Origin of the sequence: Sphaerisporangium album (genome assembly GCF_003323745.1) — a bacterium.
Taxonomy (GTDB): domain Bacteria; phylum Actinomycetota; class Actinomycetes; order Streptosporangiales; family Streptosporangiaceae; genus Sphaerisporangium; species Sphaerisporangium album.
Genome location: NZ_QOIL01000001.1, coordinates 422845 through 438559, shown reverse-complemented (window position 1 = coordinate 438559; position 15715 = coordinate 422845). Strand labels below are relative to the sequence as shown.

At 72.9% G+C, this 15715-nt stretch carries 10 protein-coding genes; 4 read left to right on the top strand and 6 right to left on the bottom strand.

Going from position 1 to position 15715, the window contains the following annotated elements; genetic code table 11:
- Window positions 1-63: 63 nt before the first annotated feature.
- Window positions 64-1323, bottom strand: a complete 1260-nt coding sequence (locus DQ384_RS01960) for a S1C family serine protease (RefSeq protein WP_245966185.1) — start codon at window positions 1321-1323, stop codon at window positions 64-66.
- A 487-nt stretch (window positions 1324-1810) separates the two neighbouring features.
- Between DQ384_RS01960 and DQ384_RS01955 the strand changes: the two genes are divergently transcribed.
- On the top strand, window positions 1811-2758 hold the full coding sequence (locus DQ384_RS01955) for a M12 family metallopeptidase (RefSeq protein ID WP_114026885.1): 948 nt from the start codon (window positions 1811-1813) through the stop codon (window positions 2756-2758).
- A 104-nt stretch (window positions 2759-2862) separates the two neighbouring features.
- On the opposite strand, the gene lon is transcribed toward DQ384_RS01955, so the two are convergent.
- Entirely contained in the window at window positions 2863-5241 is a 2379-nt protein-coding gene (gene lon, locus DQ384_RS01950) for an endopeptidase La (RefSeq protein ID WP_114026884.1), read from the bottom strand.
- 458 nt (window positions 5242-5699) lie between these two features.
- On the opposite strand from lon, the gene DQ384_RS01945 reads away from it, so the two are divergent.
- The 3 genes from DQ384_RS01945 to DQ384_RS01935 all read left to right on the top strand — a co-directional run bounded on the left by DQ384_RS01945 (window position 5700) and on the right by DQ384_RS01935 (window position 10913).
- Window positions 5700-7202 carry an MFS transporter gene (locus tag DQ384_RS01945; RefSeq protein ID WP_245966184.1) on the top strand — a complete coding sequence of 501 codons (1503 nt, stop codon included), beginning with the start codon at window positions 5700-5702 and terminating at the stop codon, window positions 7200-7202.
- A gap of 144 nt (window positions 7203-7346) precedes the next feature.
- Entirely contained in the window at window positions 7347-8702 is a 1356-nt protein-coding gene (locus DQ384_RS01940; RefSeq protein ID WP_114026882.1) for a transaminase, read from the top strand.
- Between the two features lie 228 nt (window positions 8703-8930).
- On the top strand, window positions 8931-10913 hold the full coding sequence (locus DQ384_RS01935) for a glycoside hydrolase family 44 protein (protein ID WP_114026881.1): 1983 nt from the start codon (window positions 8931-8933) through the stop codon (window positions 10911-10913).
- Between the two features lie 92 nt (window positions 10914-11005).
- Here DQ384_RS01935 and DQ384_RS01930 read toward each other — a convergent pair whose 3' ends face one another.
- The 4 genes from DQ384_RS01930 to DQ384_RS01915 all read right to left on the bottom strand — a co-directional run bounded on the left by DQ384_RS01930 (window position 11006) and on the right by DQ384_RS01915 (window position 15645).
- Window positions 11006-11581, bottom strand: a complete 576-nt coding sequence (locus tag DQ384_RS01930; RefSeq protein ID WP_220182725.1) for a MarR family winged helix-turn-helix transcriptional regulator — start codon at window positions 11579-11581, stop codon at window positions 11006-11008.
- 276 nt (window positions 11582-11857) lie between these two features.
- The gene (locus DQ384_RS01925; RefSeq protein WP_245966183.1) at window positions 11858-13177 is read right to left on the bottom strand and encodes an aminotransferase class V-fold PLP-dependent enzyme; all 1320 of its coding nucleotides are present in this window, start codon (window positions 13175-13177) and stop codon (window positions 11858-11860) included.
- 171 nt (window positions 13178-13348) lie between these two features.
- The gene (locus DQ384_RS01920; protein WP_245966182.1) at window positions 13349-14614 is read right to left on the bottom strand and encodes an MDR family MFS transporter; all 1266 of its coding nucleotides are present in this window, start codon (window positions 14612-14614) and stop codon (window positions 13349-13351) included.
- Window positions 14590-15645 carry a PLP-dependent cysteine synthase family protein gene (locus tag DQ384_RS01915; protein WP_114026879.1) on the bottom strand — a complete coding sequence of 352 codons (1056 nt, stop codon included), beginning with the start codon at window positions 15643-15645 and terminating at the stop codon, window positions 14590-14592. The genes DQ384_RS01920 and DQ384_RS01915 overlap by 25 nt, the downstream gene beginning before the upstream one ends.
- Window positions 15646-15715: the final 70 nt, after the last annotated feature.

Here is a 15715-nt window from a genome sequence, read left to right as displayed (position 1 = left end):
GCCGGAACCGTGGTGGTCCCGGCGGCGCGTTCCCCGCCCCTACCCCCTCCGAGGGGCCGGTGGTCAGCTCGCGACGGTCTTCTCGGTGAGCGTCACCGTCACGGTGCCGGTGGATCCGTTGCGCACGTAGGTCAGCGTCACCTTGGTGCCCGGCCGGTAGCCGCGGATGGCGCCGACCACGGTCTCGGCCCCGGCGACCGGCTTGCCGTCCAGCTTGGTGATCAGGTCGCCGGCCTTGAGGCCCGCCTGCTCGGCGGGGCTGCCGGGCTGCACCGAGCCGATGACCGCACCCTGGGCGTCGCCGGTCGCGTCGGCGAGGTTGACGCCGAGGAAGGCGTGGGTCGCCTTGCCGGTCTTGATGATCTGGTCGGCGACCTGGGAGGCGGTGTTGATCGGGATCGCGAAGCCGACGCCGATGTTGCCGTCGCCGCCGTTGGTCGCGATGGCGCTGTTGATGCCGACCACCTGGCCGGTGGCGTTGACCAGCGCGCCGCCGGAGTTGCCCGGGTTGATGGCCGCGTCGGTCTGGATGGCGCCGCCGATGGTCGTGCCGGTGTCCTGCGACTGCTGCTGCGTCCCGCCGCCGGGTCCCCAGCCGGGGGGAAGCTGCGGCCGCTGCTGGGACTGGCCGCCGACGGACAGCGTGCGGTCGAGCGCGCTGACGATGCCCGCCGTCACCGACCCCTCCAGTCCGAGGGGGCTGCCGATGGCGAGGACGGCGTCGCCGACGCGCAGCTTGTCGCTGTCCCCGAGGGTGGCCTTGGTCAGCCCGGAGACGCCCTGCGCCCGCACGACGGCGAGGTCGGTCGCCGGGTCGGTGCCCACGATGGTGGCGGCGGCGCTCTTGCCGTCGCTGAACTTCACCTGGACCTGGCTTCCCTGCCCGACGCCCGCCACCACGTGGTTGTTGGTGAGGATCAGGCCGTCCTCCGAGAGGATCACGCCCGAGCCCTCCGCCTGCCCGGCCTGGCCGCTCACCATGATGGACACGACCGACGGCTGCACGGCCTTGGCGACGTCGGCCACGGTGGTCACGGTGGAGTCGGAGGCGGGCCGGGTGATCGGGCTGGTGATCACGGACTGGCCGCCCGACGCGGACGCGGTGGCGACGAAGGCCCCCGCGGCCCCGCCCCCGACGGCCACGGCGGCCAGGGCGAGGCCGGCGATCGCCTTGCGCCCGGTGGTCCACCAGGCGGCGTCGCCGGTCCGAACGGGGGCGGCGGGCGTCACGGGCGGGGTCTCCCCGCCGATCCAGGTCCGCCGGTAGCCGCCCGCCTCGGGCGGCGTGCTGCCGAACTGGCTCCACCCCCGCGAACCCGGCATCTCAACCGGAGTGGTGTTTTCGGTTGTCTGCTCACGCGGGTCTTCGGTGCTCATCTCTCCCCCACAGTCATCCGCACTCGCCGCCATTCGGCGACGGCCGGCTTCGGACCGGTAAATCAAGGATGACAAACGGGCGATAAGAGCTGCCTAAGCCCTGACTGGACGTTCCCTGAAGGCCACCGGAGCGCGCGCCGAGGGGTGCGCGGGCCCCGGTGTATCGGCCGGGCGGGCCCGCGGCGCGGCGGCCCCGCACGCGTGCCCCCCGCCGGGCTCGTGAAATCCGGCCGGGGATTCACGGCCGGCTCCATGCCGGGGAAATGTCGAAAAATCGTATCGCGCCGGTCGCCCGTGCGAGGGAAACGAGACGACCGGCTCCCGTCACGGAGCGGTCATCGCGCAACGGGCTCGTGGAATTCGGGATGGCCGCCGGGTAGGTTCACGCGCGACCGCCCGTTAACCCTTACGGGCGCCTTTCGGGGGGAATTTCATGCGAATATTCGTGATATTGGCGATCGCGCTGTCCGGCCTGGCGACGGGCGTCCCCACCGCGTCCGCCGAGGACGACCCGTTCGACGCGGTGTGGCAGCAGCAGACCGAACATCCGCCACTTTCAATCACCATTCCCGATGTGTCCGGCCAGCCGTACACGGTCGGGTACGTCGACATCGACGGGTACGCCGTGACCGAGGGCGACATCGTCATCGGGACGCCCGGTGACGCCGCGTCCGGGAAGATCCGCCTCCCCGGGATGTTCCCCAAGGTCACGGACGTGCCCCCGCCCACGCCCGACGGAGTTCCCGTCCCCTTCGCCGAGGTCCCGGCGAGGTCGCGCGACTGCCGCGTGGCGGACGCCGGGACGGCCACCACGCAGGCGGGCGCGCTGTGGCCGGACCGCAAGGTGCCCTTCGTGCTGTCCCCGCAACTCCCGGCCGCGGCCCGTACCGCGGTCGAGGAGGCGATGAAGGACTTCCACACCCGGACCTGCGTGCGTTTCGTCCCGCGCACGACCGAGGAGAGCTATCTGAACATCGTCCAGGGCAACGGCTGCTATTCCTACGTGGGCCGGGCGGGAGCCGTCGGGCAGGAGCTTTCGATAGGCCCGGGATGCGAGCACAAGGGCATCGCCATTCACGAGCTCATGCACGCGCTGGGCTTCTATCACGAGCATTCGCGATCCGATCGCGACGGCGCGGTGACCGTTCACCTGGAGAACGTCATCTCCGGGTACGAGTCGCAGTTCCGGAAACTCGACCTTCCGCAGAACCGGCTCTTCGGAACGCTGGACTACGATTCCGTGATGCTCTACGGGAGGAAATTCTTCAGCAGGAACGGGCAGGACACGCTGGTGCCGGCGCTCCCCGTCGCGATCGGCCAGAGAAAGGGTTTCAGCCAGGCGGACCTGGCCGCCGTCCGCGGCCTTTACGGCTGCCCCTGACGCCCGCTCGCCGTCCCTGGGCCGGGAAAACGCGTGGGGGCGGACCCCCTTCCGGGTGGTCCGCCCCACGATGAGCCGTACCGGGCCGCCGGCCGGCGGCTGGATCAGACGCCGGCGCGCTCGGCCACCGTGGCCGGGGTCAGCGCGATCTCCAGCACCTCGCGCACGTCGCTGACCGCGTGGACGGTCAGCTCGTCGCGCACCGCCTCGGGCACGTCGTCGAGGTCGGGCTCGTTGCGGGCCGGGATGAGCACCGTGGTGATGCCCGCCCGGTGGGCGGCGAGCAGCTTCTGCTTGACCCCGCCGATCGGGAGCACCCGGCCGGTGAGCGAGACCTCGCCGGTCATCGCGACGTCGGACCGCACGGGGCGGCCGGACAGCAGCGAGGCCAGGGCGGTGGTCATCGTGACGCCCGCGGACGGCCCGTCCTTGGGGATCGCGCCCGCCGGGACGTGGATGTGCACGGAGCGGTCCTTCAGCGACCCGACCGGCAGCTCCAGCTCGGCGCCGCGCGAGCGCAGGTAGGACAGGGCGATCTGGGCCGACTCCTTCATCACGTCGCCGAGCTGGCCGGTGAGCGTGACGGCCGTGGAGCCGGTCTCCGGGTCGGCCAGCGACGCCTCGACGTACAGGACGTCGCCGCCCGCGCCGGTCACCGCGAGCCCGGTCGCGACGCCCGCGACGGCGGTGCGCTGCGAGGACTCCGGCAGCGACGACTCCGGCACGTGGCGCGGCCTGCCGAGGTAGCCCACGAGGTCGTCGGCACCGACGTTGACCGGCAGCGCGGACTCCTCCAGGGCGGCCTTCGCCGTGACCTTGCGCAGCACCCGGGCGATCGCCCGCTCCAGCGAGCGCACGCCGGCCTCGCGGGTGTACTCGCCGGCGAGCCTGCGCAGGGCGTCCTCGTCCACCGTGACCTCGGAGGAGGTCAGGCCGGCCTTGTCGAGCTGGCGCGGCAGCAGGTGGTCGCGGGCGATGGCGACCTTCTCGTCCTCGGTGTAGCCGTCGAGCGTCACGATCTCCATGCGGTCGAGCAGCGGGCCGGGGATCGCCTCCAGCACGTTGGCGGTCGCGAGGAAGAGCACGTCCGACAGGTCGAGCTCGACCTCCAGGTAGTGGTCGCGGAAGGTGTGGTTCTGCGCCGGGTCCAGGACCTCCAGCAGCGCGGCCGTCGGGTCGCCGCGGTAGTCGGCGCCGACCTTGTCGACCTCGTCCAGCAGGACGACCGGGTTCATGCTGCCGGCCTCGCGGATGGCCCGCACGACGCGGCCGGGCAGCGCGCCGACGTAGGTGCGCCGGTGGCCGCGGATCTCGGCCTCGTCGCGGACGCCGCCGAGGGCGACGCGGACGAACTTCCTGCCCATGGCGCGGGCCACGGACTCGCCGAGCGAGGTCTTGCCGACTCCGGGAGGACCGGCCAGCGCCAGGACGGCGCCGCTGCGGCGGCCCCCGACGACGCCGAGGCCCTGGTCGGCGCGGCGCTTGCGCACGGCGAGGTACTCGATGATGCGGTCCTTGACGTCGTCCAGCCCGGTGTGGTCGGCGTCGAGCACGGCGCGGGCGGCGGCGATGTCGTAGGAGTCCTCGGTGCGGGTGTTCCAGGGGATGTCGAGGACGGTGTCCAGCCAGGTGCGGATCCAGCCGCTCTCGGGCGACTGGTCGGAGGTCCGCTCCAGCTTGTCGACCTCCTTGAGGGCGGCCTCGCGGACCTTCTCGGGCAGGTCGGCGGCCTCGACGCGGGCGCGGTAGTCCTCCTCCTCGGAGGCGGCCTCGCCGTTGAGCTCCGACAGCTCCTTGCGGACGGCGGCGAGCTGCTGGCGCAGCAGGAACTCGCGCTGCTGCTTCTCCATGCCCTCCTGGACGTCCTTGCGGATCGTCTCGGCGACGTCCAGCTCGGCCAGGTGCTCGCGGGCCCAGCCGACGAGCTTGACCAGGCGCTCGGACGGGTCGGGGTTCTCCAGCAGCTCGACCTTCTGGGCGGTGGTCAGCCAGGGCGCGTAGCCGGAGCTGTCGGCGAGGACGGAGACGTCCTCGATCTGGTTCACGGCGTCCACGACCTGCCACGCCCCGCGCTTCTGCAGGATCGTGGTGGCCAGCGCCTTGTATTCCTTGGCGGACTCTTCGGTGCGTCCGTCCGCGGGGACCGTCTCCATGGGGGTGGACTCCACCCAGAGGGCGGCGCCCGGTCCGGTGGTGCCGGAGCCGACGCGCACGCGCTCCACACCACGGACAACGGCGGCGGGCTCGCCGCCGGGAAGCCTTCCGATCTGCTCGACGACCGCGGTGACGCCCACGGCGCCGTACTTGCCGTCGATCCGGGGCACGAGGAGCACCCGCGGCTTGCTCGGGGACGTGGAGGACGCCCGGGCGGCGTCGATGGCGGCCCGCACCTCGGTGTCGGACAGGTCGAGGGGGACGACCATGCCGGGGAGGACGACCTCGTCGTCGAGCGGCAGAACCGGGAGGATCAAGCTCTGACTCATGCGAACTCCAAGGGTTGAGTTACATCGACTCAATTAATGAGAGCCCTCGATTGTTCCCGAGCCTGCGCGTGTTCGCTGCCAGCGATCGTAATCCTGTAATCAGCTCGCATGGACACGCCTCGGCAGATCGCTCCTTCGTTCGGGTTCCCGCAGCTCGGCGGCCTGTATTGGCCGAGCCGCGGGCCGTTCCCGCGCGTGAGGCGGCTCTCTCCGGGGACCGGGACCGGCGGCGGTCCCACCGGCCGGACGTGGTGTCCGCGGCGGGCCGCTGGGGGCGATCCCGGGTGTTGCGTCCGCTCGTAACGCTCCGGGGGCCCGAGTTCATCCCGAGCCCCCGCGGGGCCTGGAAGGCCGGGCCGGCCGGTGCCCCGCGGGACGACGCCCGCCCTTGACGGAGAACGCCCCGCCAGGGTGACCGGACGACAAGAACACCCCATTTGTCCAGCATGATGGTCTGCATGGACAAAGGCGGCATCCGCATGAACTCCCCCCAGGGCCGGTGGGTCCTGCTCACCACCGTCCTCGGCTCCGGCATGGCCATGCTCGACAGCACCGTCGTCAACGTCGCCCTGCCCGCCCTGGGCAAGGATCTGGGCGCCTCGATGTCCGGGCTCCAGTGGACGGTGAACGCCTACACCCTCACACTGGCCGGGCTGATCCTCCTCGGAGGCTCCCTCGGCGACCGGTACGGGCGGCGGAAGATCTTCGTCATCGGAGTCGTCTGGTTCGCCCTGGCCTCGGCCCTGTGCGGCCTCGCGCCCAACATCGAGACGCTCGTCCTCGCCCGCGCCCTCCAGGGCATCGGCGGGGCGCTGCTGACCCCCGGCTCCCTGGCGATCATCCAGGCGTCGTTCGCCCGTGACGACCGGCCCCGCGCCGTGGGCGCCTGGTCCGGGCTCGGCGGGGTGGCGGGCGCGGTCGGCCCGCTGCTAGGAGGCTGGCTCGTGGAGACGGCGGGCTGGCGCTGGGTCTTCCTGATCAACCTGCCCCTCGCCGCGCTGGTCGTCCTGGTCGCCGCGCGCCACGTCCCCGAGACCCGGGACGAGATGGCCACCGGGCGCTTCGACGTGCTCGGCGCCGTCCTCGCCGCCCTGGCGCTGGCCGGGATCACCTACGGGCTCATCGAGCGCGACGGGGCCGTGCCGCCGCTCGCCGCCACGGCCGGCGTCGCGCTCGGGGTGGCGTTCGTGCTGGTGGAGACGCGCCGCTCGCACGGCGGCACGGTGTCCGCGCTGGTGCCGGTGCGGGTGTTCGCCAACCGCGAGTTCACCGCGGTCAACATCGTCACCCTGATCATGTACGCCGCGCTGGGCGTGGTCACCTTCCTGCTCATCGTGGAGCTCCAGGTGGCGGCCGGCTTCTCCCCCGTCGCCGCCGGGACCTCGATGCTCCCGGTGATGGTGCTGATGCTGCTGCTGTCGCCGAGGGCGGGCGAGCTGGCCAAGCGCGTCGGCCCCCGCCTGCCGATGACCGTCGGCATCCTGCTGTGCGCGGCGGGGCTGCTGCTGATGAGCAGGGTCGGCCCGGACGCGACGTACCTGCGGGACGTGCTGCCCGCCGTGACGCTGTTCGGCCTCGGCCTGGCGGCCGCGGTCGCGCCGCTCACCGCGACGGTGCTGGCCACGGCCGACGAGCGGTACGCCGGGGTGGCCAGCGGGGTCAACAACGCGGTCGCCCGCACCGGCAGCCTGCTAGCCGTCGCGGCGATCCCGCCGCTGGTCGGGCTCACCGGCGCCGCCTACACGTCCGCCACCGCGTTCACCACGGGATTCCACACGGCCATGCTGGTCAGCGCGGCGATGATGGTCCTGGCCGCGCTGCTGACGTATCTGACGATCCGGTCGAACGTCCTGCGCGCCCCGGAGCGGGAACCCGAGCGCAAGGCGGCCTGCGAGCTGGGCGCCCCGCCCCTGGAGGCGGGCCGTCCCGTGGACGGGACCCGGGAGCGGACCGGCGGGTGATCCGTCCCCAGCGCGGCGGGCGATCCGCCGCGGGACGGGCGGGCGATTGCCGCCACCTATCGTCATATCCGCCGCGATCCGGTACTTTGACGTCGGAATCCGTCATCACGACGGACCTACACGACGGTTTCTGAGGTGGCAGCCATGATCGACCGTGCCCGCCTGGCGGAACTGCTCGACCGCGAGCGGGGCGCGTTCCGGGCGCGCAACCCCCTCTCGGCGGCGGCCTACGAGCGCGCACGCGCCCACCTGTTCGGCGGCGTGCCGATGACCTGGATGAACAAGACCGCCGCCGGCTTCCCGCTCTACCTGGCCGAGGCGCGCGGCGCGCGGGTCACCGACCTGGACGGCCACGAGTACGTCGACCTGTGCCTCGGCGACACCGGCGCGATGGCCGGCCACTCGCCGAAGGCCACGGTGGACGCGGTGGCCGAGCGCTTCTCACGGCTCGGCGGCGCCACCGTCATGATGCCCACCGAGGACGCCGCGTGGGTCGGCGCCGAGCTCGGGCGGCGCTTCGGCGTCCCGTTCTGGAGCTTCTCGCTCACCGCCACCGACGCCAACCGCTGGGCGATCCGCCTGGCCCGGGCGGTCACCGGGCGGCCGAAGATCCTCGTCAACAGCTACTGCTACCACGGCAGCGTCGATGAGGTGCTGCTCGTGGTGGGCGCGGACGGCGCGGCGGTTTCCCGTGAGGGCAACGTCGGCGCCCCCGTCGACCCCACCGTGACCGGCCGCGTGGTGGAGTTCAACGACCTTCCCTCCCTGGAGCGCGAGCTGGCCTTCGGCGACGTCGCCGCCGTCCTGATGGAGCCCGCGCTGACCAACATCGGCATCGTGCTGCCCGAGCCCGGCTACCTCGACGGCGTGCGGGAGCTGACCCGGCGGCACGGCACCCTGCTGATCAACGACGAGACGCACACGTTCTCGGCCGGGCCCGGCGGCTGCACCGGCGCCTGGGGGCTCGACCCCGACATCGTGACGATCGGCAAGGCGATCGGCGGCGGCGTCCCGAGCGGCGGGTACGGGCTGTCGGCCGAGGTCGCGGCGCGCGTGGAGGGCATGAGCGGGCTCGACCTGGTCGACATGGGCGGCGTCGGGGGCACGCTCGCCGGCAACGCGCTGTCGGTCGCGGCCATGCGGGCCACCCTTGAGCACGTCCTCACCGACGACGCCTTCGCCGCGATGAGCGCGCTGGCCGCCCGCTTCGCCGACGGCGTCCAGGAGGTCATCGACCGGCACGCGCTGCCGTGGTCGGTCACGCGGCTCGGGGCCCGCGCGGAGTACCGCTTCACCAGCCCGGCGCCGAGGAACGGCGGGGAGTCGAACGCGGCCGGCGACCCGGATCTGGACGACTACCTGCACGTCTACCTGGCCAACCGCGGCGTGCTGCTCACTCCCTTCCACAACATGGCGCTGATGTGCCCCGCCACGACCGAGGCCGACGTCGCGCGGCACCACGAGGTGTTCGCGGCGGCCGTGGCCGAGCTGACGGGCTGACCGCGCGGCGGGTGTGGCCCTCCGGGGTCTCCATGGGCGAAGGTTTCCTGTAAAACGACCCTGGCTCCATGAGTACGGCTACCCCGGACCGGCCCCCGAGGTGAAACTTTCAGCTCCGCGTGCCCTCTGACCTGCTGATACCCGCCACACGGCGGCCTCGCGCTGGACCCCTGCCACCCCGCACCGGATCATCCTCGGCGGAAACGCGTCCTGAGGAGGCCACCCGCCATGCCCCGAATCCGATCGCGCCCCGCCCCCCTCGTCCTGCTCGCCGCACTCGTGCTGGCCACCGGCACGACGGGCGCCGGCGGGATGAGCGGGGCCGCCCTCGCCTCCGCCGCCGAGGCGCCGGGCCTGTCGGTCGACCTGACCGCGCCCACGCACCCCATCAGCCCGCTGGTGTACGGGATGAACTTCGCCGGCGAGTCACTGGCGAAGGAACTGCGCCTGCCCGTGCGCAGATGGGGCGGCAACGCGACCACCCGGTACAACTACCTGCTCGACACCACCAACCGGGCGAGCGACTGGTACTTCGAGAACATCCCCGGCGACAACCCCGACCCCGGCGCGCTGCCGGACGGCTCGGAGACCGACCGGTTCGTCGACCAGGACCGGCGCACGGGCACCGCCACGATCCTGACCCTCCCGCTGATCGGCTGGGCGCCGAAGGAGCGGGCCAAGGCGTGCGGCTTCAGCGTGGCCAGGTACGGTCCCCAGCAGTCCACCGACCCGTGGAACCCCGACTGCGGCAACGGCGTCCGTCCCGACGGCACCCAGATCACCGGCAACGACCCGCACGAGACCAGCGTCGAGGCCGGGCCCGCCTACGTGACCGGCTGGCTCGGCCACCTGCGCGAGAAGTACGGCGACGCGGCGCGCGGCGGCGTCCGGTTCTACAACCTCGACAACGAGCCGGACATCTGGTTCTCCACCCACCGCGACGTGCACCCCGCCGGACCCGGCTACGACGAGATGCGCGACAGGACGTACGCCATCGCGGGCGCGGTCAAGGCGGCCGACCCCGGCGCCGCCACCCTTGGGCCGGTCGGCTGGGGCTGGAACTCGCTCACCCTGTCGGGCTCCGACCAGCAGCGGTGCTCGATCGAGGGCTGCTGGGGCGACCCGCCGGACCGGGCCGCGCACGGCGGCGTCCCGTTCGGGGAGTGGTACCTGGCGCAGATGCGCGCCTACGAGCAGGAGCACGGCACGCGCATCCTCGACTATTACGACAACCACTGGTATCCGCAGGCCCCCGGGGTGTTCTCCGGCGATCCGGGCGACGCCGCGACGCAGGCGCTGCGGCTGCGCCAGACCCGCACGCTGTGGGACCGCACGTACACCGACGAGAGCTGGATCGGGCAGCCGGTGTACCTCATCCCCCGCATGAAGGACATGGTCGCCCGGAACTATCCGGGCACCAAGGTGGCGGTCACGGAGTACAGCTTCGGCGCCATGGGCTCGCTCAACGGGGCCCTGGCGCAGGCGGACGCCCTCGGCATCTTCGGCCGCGAGGGCGCCGACCTCGCCACCCTGTGGAGCCCGCCCGCCGCCACCGACCCCGGCGCGTACGCCTTCCGCATGTACCTGAACTACGACGGGCAGGGCGGCAGGTTCGGCGACACCTCGGTGCTCTCGTCCAGCACGGACCAGTCCCGGCTCGCGGTGTACGGCGCGACGCGGAGCGCCGACGGCGCGCTGACGCTGATGGTGATCAACAAGACCGGCGAGGACCTGGCGGCCCCGGTCGCGATCACGGGCCGGGTCCCCGGCGGCACCGCCCAGGTCCACCGCTACGACGGCGCCGACCTGACGAAGATCGTCCGCGCCCCCGACCTGCCCGTCCGGCCCGCCCCCACGGGTAGGAGCGCGAGCACGATCTCGACGACTTTCCCGGCCAACTCGATCACCGAGCTCGTCGTCCTCGACACCGTGCCGCCCACCGCCCCCGGCACCCCGTCGGCCGGCCGTCCCGGCCCCCGGAGCGTCACGCTCAGCTGGAAGCCCGCCACCGACAACGTCGCGGTCACCGGCTACGAGCTGACCCGCACGGGGGCCGACGGCACGGTGGTCACCACCACCACGGCCACCAGGACCACCGTCACCGGCCTCTCCCCCGGCCGCCGCTACGCCTTCACCGTGCGCGGCCGCGACGCCGCCGGCAATCGGGGCCCGGCATCCCGCCCCGCGACGATCACCACCCCGCGCGGGTAGCCGTCCCCGGGCGTCCGCGCCCGGCGGCCACGCCCGTGTACCTCACGGCGCGGGCCGCCGGGCTCGTGCGGTGGGCCGGGCCGCACGCCGGCTCAGGTCGTCGTACGGCGGCGGCCGCCCCTGCGCGGGGGCAGCGGGGTCTTGGCGCGCAGGTGGGCGCGGCGGTCCTCGCCGTGTTCCTCCAGGTGCGTGACGATCCGGCGGAGGGTGTCGGCCAGGCGCGCCGACTCCTCCCCGTCCAGCGCCTCGACGACGAACGCTTCCTCCTCGTTGAACGCGGGGAACAGCCGCTCCATCAGCGCCAGTCCCTCGGGGGTCAGGCGCAGCAGCGCCAGCCTGCCGTCGTCGGGGTGCTGACGCCGCCGCACCAGGCCGCGCGACTCCAGGGTCTTGATGATGCCGGTCAGCGTGCCCTTGGAGATGCCCGCCTCGGCCGCGACGTGCCGTGTCTCGATCTCCTCCCAGATCCACACCACCCAGAGCACGACGAACGCGCTCCACGTCAGGGCGGCGACCCGCAGCGCGGAGTTCTCCAGGTGCTGGCGAACCGCCGCGGCGGCGCGATGCAGGTTGGACACGGCGACCAGTGCCTCGCGGCTGATCGGCATAGACCCGAGGCGGCGGTTCACCGCGTCCTCGGTCTCCGTCAACGAGAAGTGCGCGGGCACTGGTGCTCCTTCGGGTGTCGGGCGCCGCGAAGCGCCCTGCGGGGGTGAGAGCCCCGGACCCCTGGGCGGAAGACCGTCCGGGCGCCCGGCCGTGTGGACTCCCGTCCCCTTTCTACACGCATCGTCCCGCTCGCACGGCCCCCCGGCCGCCCGTGATACGGCCGGCGCGGACGCCGCCCGCCACCGCGCCGGAGTCAGGACGACCTTCGCTTCACGGTGTGGTCGACGCGGCTGAGCGGATTCCGGTTCAGCGCGTCCGGGAACGGTCCGGCGGTGTCAGGCGCGCCGGCGCAGGGCCGGAGGGAGGTCGTGCAGCGCGGCGGCGAGGCGGTCGACGTGGTCGGCCGTGGTGAACAGAGCGGGGGTGACGCGCACGCAGCCACCCGCCGTCACGCCGCCGCGCTGCACGGTGAAGATGCGGTGCTTGTCCATCAGATGGTCGGCGATGGCGAGGTTGTCGGCCGCGCTGGTCCGCCCGGCCAGGCGGAAGGACGTGATCGCGCCGTACATGCCCGGCTCGTCGGGGGTGAGGATCTGCATGCCCTTGATGTCGCGCACCTGGCGGACCCAGCGGTCGCGCAGGTATCGCAGGCGGGCCTGTTTGGCTGCGGCCCCCAGCGCGCCGTGGAAGTCCAGGGCGGCCCCGACGGTGAGGATCGGCGCGACGTCCATGGTGCCCGAATGCACCCGGGAGCGGATGTCACCGGCCGGATAGGTCTCGTCGGCGAAGGCCGCGTCGACGTCGGCCAGGCGGTGCTTCCGGATGTAGGCGAAGCCCGACCCCAGGGGCGCGCCCATCCACTTGTGCAGGGAGAACACCGCGAAGTCGGCGTCGAGGTCGTCGACCGTGAAGTGGAGCTGGCCCCAGGAGTGGGCGGCGTCGACGATCACGTCCACGCCCCGGTGGCGGGCCATGGCGACGATCTCGCGGACCGGCACGACCAGGCCGGTGCGGTTGTTCATGTGGCTGAGCAGCAGCAACCGCACCTTGGGGTGCTCGTCCAGCGCGCGCTCGTAGGTGTCGAGCACCGCCTGGCGGGTCGCCGGTTCGGGGATGACGACACGCTCGACGCGCACGCCCCGCCGGTCGCTCAGCCAGTTCATGGCGTACTGGGCGCTGTGGTAGTCCAGGTCGGCGTACATGACGGCGTCACCCGGACGCAGGCGGTTGTAGCCGCCGATCAGCGTCTGCAGGGCCTCGGTGCCGCCGCGGGTCAGGGCGATCTCGTCGGCGGAGGCGCCCACGACCTCGGCGACGCGCCGCCGGATCCCGTCGGCCCGGGCCTTGTAGGTGGTGCGCAGCAGGCGGGAGCTGTTCTCGTTCAGCAGGTCGACGTTGCGGTGGTAGGCCCGCCGCACCGGCTCGGGCATGATCCCGTAATAACCGTTCTCCAGATTGACGAACTCGGCGCTCACCCGGAAGCGGGCGGCGACCCCCGCCCAGAAGCGCTCGTCCTCGGCGAGCCGTCCGGGCGCCACACCGGCGGGGACGACCGGCGCCTCCGGGACGGCCGGGCGCCCCGCCGGCGGGCCCTCCCGCACGGTCATCGCGCTCATGGGCGGGCCCGACGCCAGCGCGCCCAGTCGCGCGATCATCTCTCGTCGGGACAGGACCATCGAACTCTCCACGCGCGTCAGCGGCCATCCGGCTGATCTCGCACCCCGGGTGCGGACCCGCTTCCAGTCTGGGTGGAATCCCCGGTCGGCGGCGGCATTCGACGCGGCGTCGGCGTGGCGTTCGCCGTGCCCCGTGCGGTCCGGACACGCCTAACCAGCCCGGGGCGCCCCCTTCAGTACGGGACGTCGTGCCGGGAACCGCGTCGGGCCGGCCGGTCCGCGGCGGTTCAGCGTTTCCACGGCGACCGCGCACGCCAGCCCGAGTGCCGACAGCACCAGCCACGGCAGCGCGCGAGGCGCGGCGCCGAGCAGGGCGCCGGTGAGCAGGTTGCCCAGGGTGATACCGATTCCGGCGACGGTGTTGTAGAGGCCGTAGTGGGTGGCGACCAGCCGGTCGCCCGACAAGGCGACCACCGTATCCATCTCGAAGGGGTAGGTCAGCGTGGTCGCCACGGTGAGCACCACGGTGCAGGTCAGTACGGCGCCCAGCCGGAGCGGAGCCGATTGGGGCCATGCCGCGGCGTGCAGGACCATGGGGACGAAGGCCGCCGCCATGAGCGCCAGGCCGCGGGTCATCGCCTGCGGCGCGGTCCACCGCCGCCGGGCCCAGTCGGTGACGCGCAGTTGCCCGGCGACGGCCACGACCCCGGAGACCACGAACACGAGCCCGACCGCGCCGGTGCTTCCCAGTGCCAGCGGCAGGGCGAGGTAGATCTGGAACGACAGCACGTAGGATCCGGCCATGGCCAGCGCGAACAGCACGAACGGCCGGTTGCCCGCGACCGTGCGCCAGTCGCGCAGCACGCCGCGCGTGGACGGGGTGGCCGTGCGGCACACGGGCAGGGCGAAGAGCTGCAGCACGGTCAGCAGGGCGAAGACGGCCGCGGCGACCAGGCACACCAGCCGGAAGTCCACGCCGACCAGTGCCAGCCCGATGAGCGGGCCGGCGAGGATGCCCGCCTGGTAGAAGACGTTGAACAGGGCGAACGCCTCCAGACGGCGCTCGCCCGCGTCGTGGGCGAGGTAGGCGCGGACCGCCGGGTTGAACAACGCTCCGGCGAACCCGGTCATCGCCGAGGCCGCCAGCAGCGCGGGCAGGGTGTCGACGAAGGCGAGCAGCGCGAACCCGGCGGTGCGCAGCAGGCAGCCGGCGACGATGACGGGTTTGTAGCCGAGCCGGTCGGCCAGCGTGCCTCCGAGCAGGAACAGGCCCTGCTGGGACAGATTGCGCACGCCCAGCACGAGCCCGACGGTCCAGGCGGCCATGCCGAGGCCGGTGGACAGATGCCCGGCCAGGTACGGCATCAGCATGTAGAAGCCGACGTTGATGGCGAGCTGGTTCAGCATGAGCAGCCGGACGCTGCGGTCGAAGGAGCGCAGGCGCCGCCACATCAGGCGCTCACCGCCATCGCGCATCGGGTCCAGCGGGTGACCTCGGCCTCGGCGGGATGCTTGATCTCGTCGGGCTCGGCGGCGGGCGGACGGCCGAGAAGACCGTGCCCGCGGCAGTACGCGTCGTCGTAGATGGTGGTGTGGTAGCGAGCCGGGCCGTCGGGGAACACCGCGACGATCCGCGCCTCGGGCGGCAGGGTGCGGGCGTACCAGGAGGCCACGACGGTGACGGCCCCGACGCTCCAGCCGCCGGTGGTGTAGTGGGTGGCGGCCAGGGTGCGGCAGGCCCACACCGCCTCGTGCGGCGCGACCCAGTGCACCTCGTCGAACAGGTCGTGGGCGACGTTCGCCGGGCGGATGCTGCTGCCCAGGCCGCGCATCAGCCGGGGCCGCGCGGGCTGCCCGAAGATGGTGGAGCCGACCGAGTCGACGCCGGCCACCGTCATGTCGGGGTAGAGGCGGCGCAGCACCCGGGTGACACCGGCCGAGTGCCCGCCCGTGCCGACGCTGCACACCAGCACGTCCACGCGGCCGATCTGGTTGATCAGCTCGCCGGCCAGGGGGGCGTAGGCGTCGACGTTGTCGGGGTTGTCGTACTGGCGGGGACAGTAGGCGCCGGGGTGGGCGGCGAGCAGCCGCCGCACCCGCTCCAGCCGGGCGCGCTGCCATCCGCCGGTCGGATGCGGGACGGTGACGGTGTCCACGCGGGCGCCGTAGGCGGCCAGCAGCCCGTGGACGATGGGTTCCATGCCGGGGTCGGACACCACGGTGAGCGGGTGGCCGTGGGCGATGGCGGCCAGCGCGAGCCCCAGCCCGAACGTCCCGGAGGTGGATTCGACGATCATCGCTCCGGGGGCCAGCTCGCCGCCCATCCGGGCGCGTTCGACGATGTGCAGGGCGGCACGGTCTTTGAGGCCGCCGGGGTTGGCGCCTTCCAGCTTGGCCCAGAACCCCCGCCCACCGGTGGCGAACGGTTCGGAGATCCGGCAGACCGGGGTGTTGCCCACCAGATGGGACAGGCTGGGAGCCGAGATGGCGGATGACAGGATCGACATGATTGACGCACGCTCTCTCCGGCACGGCGTCGTGCCGGCGTCGCTGATGGATCGGCACGGCGAACGAGCC

Coding starts and splice junctions, on each gene's coding strand:
- DQ384_RS01960 (WP_245966185.1), bottom strand. CDS start 1,323: ATGCCGGGTTCGCGGGGGTGGAGCCAGTTCGGCAGCACGCCGCCCGAG.
- DQ384_RS01955 (WP_114026885.1), top strand. CDS start 1,811: ATGCGAATATTCGTGATATTGGCGATCGCGCTGTCCGGCCTGGCGACG.
- lon (WP_114026884.1), bottom strand. CDS start 5,241: ATGAGTCAGAGCTTGATCCTCCCGGTTCTGCCGCTCGACGACGAGGTC.
- DQ384_RS01945 (WP_245966184.1), top strand. CDS start 5,700: ATGGACAAAGGCGGCATCCGCATGAACTCCCCCCAGGGCCGGTGGGTC.
- DQ384_RS01940 (WP_114026882.1), top strand. CDS start 7,347: ATGATCGACCGTGCCCGCCTGGCGGAACTGCTCGACCGCGAGCGGGGC.
- DQ384_RS01935 (WP_114026881.1), top strand. CDS start 8,931: ATGCCCCGAATCCGATCGCGCCCCGCCCCCCTCGTCCTGCTCGCCGCA.
- DQ384_RS01925 (WP_245966183.1), bottom strand. CDS start 13,177: ATGATCGCGCGACTGGGCGCGCTGGCGTCGGGCCCGCCCATGAGCGCG.
- DQ384_RS01920 (WP_245966182.1), bottom strand. CDS start 14,614: ATGCGCGATGGCGGTGAGCGCCTGATGTGGCGGCGCCTGCGCTCCTTC.
- DQ384_RS01915 (WP_114026879.1), bottom strand. CDS start 15,645: ATGTCGATCCTGTCATCCGCCATCTCGGCTCCCAGCCTGTCCCATCTG.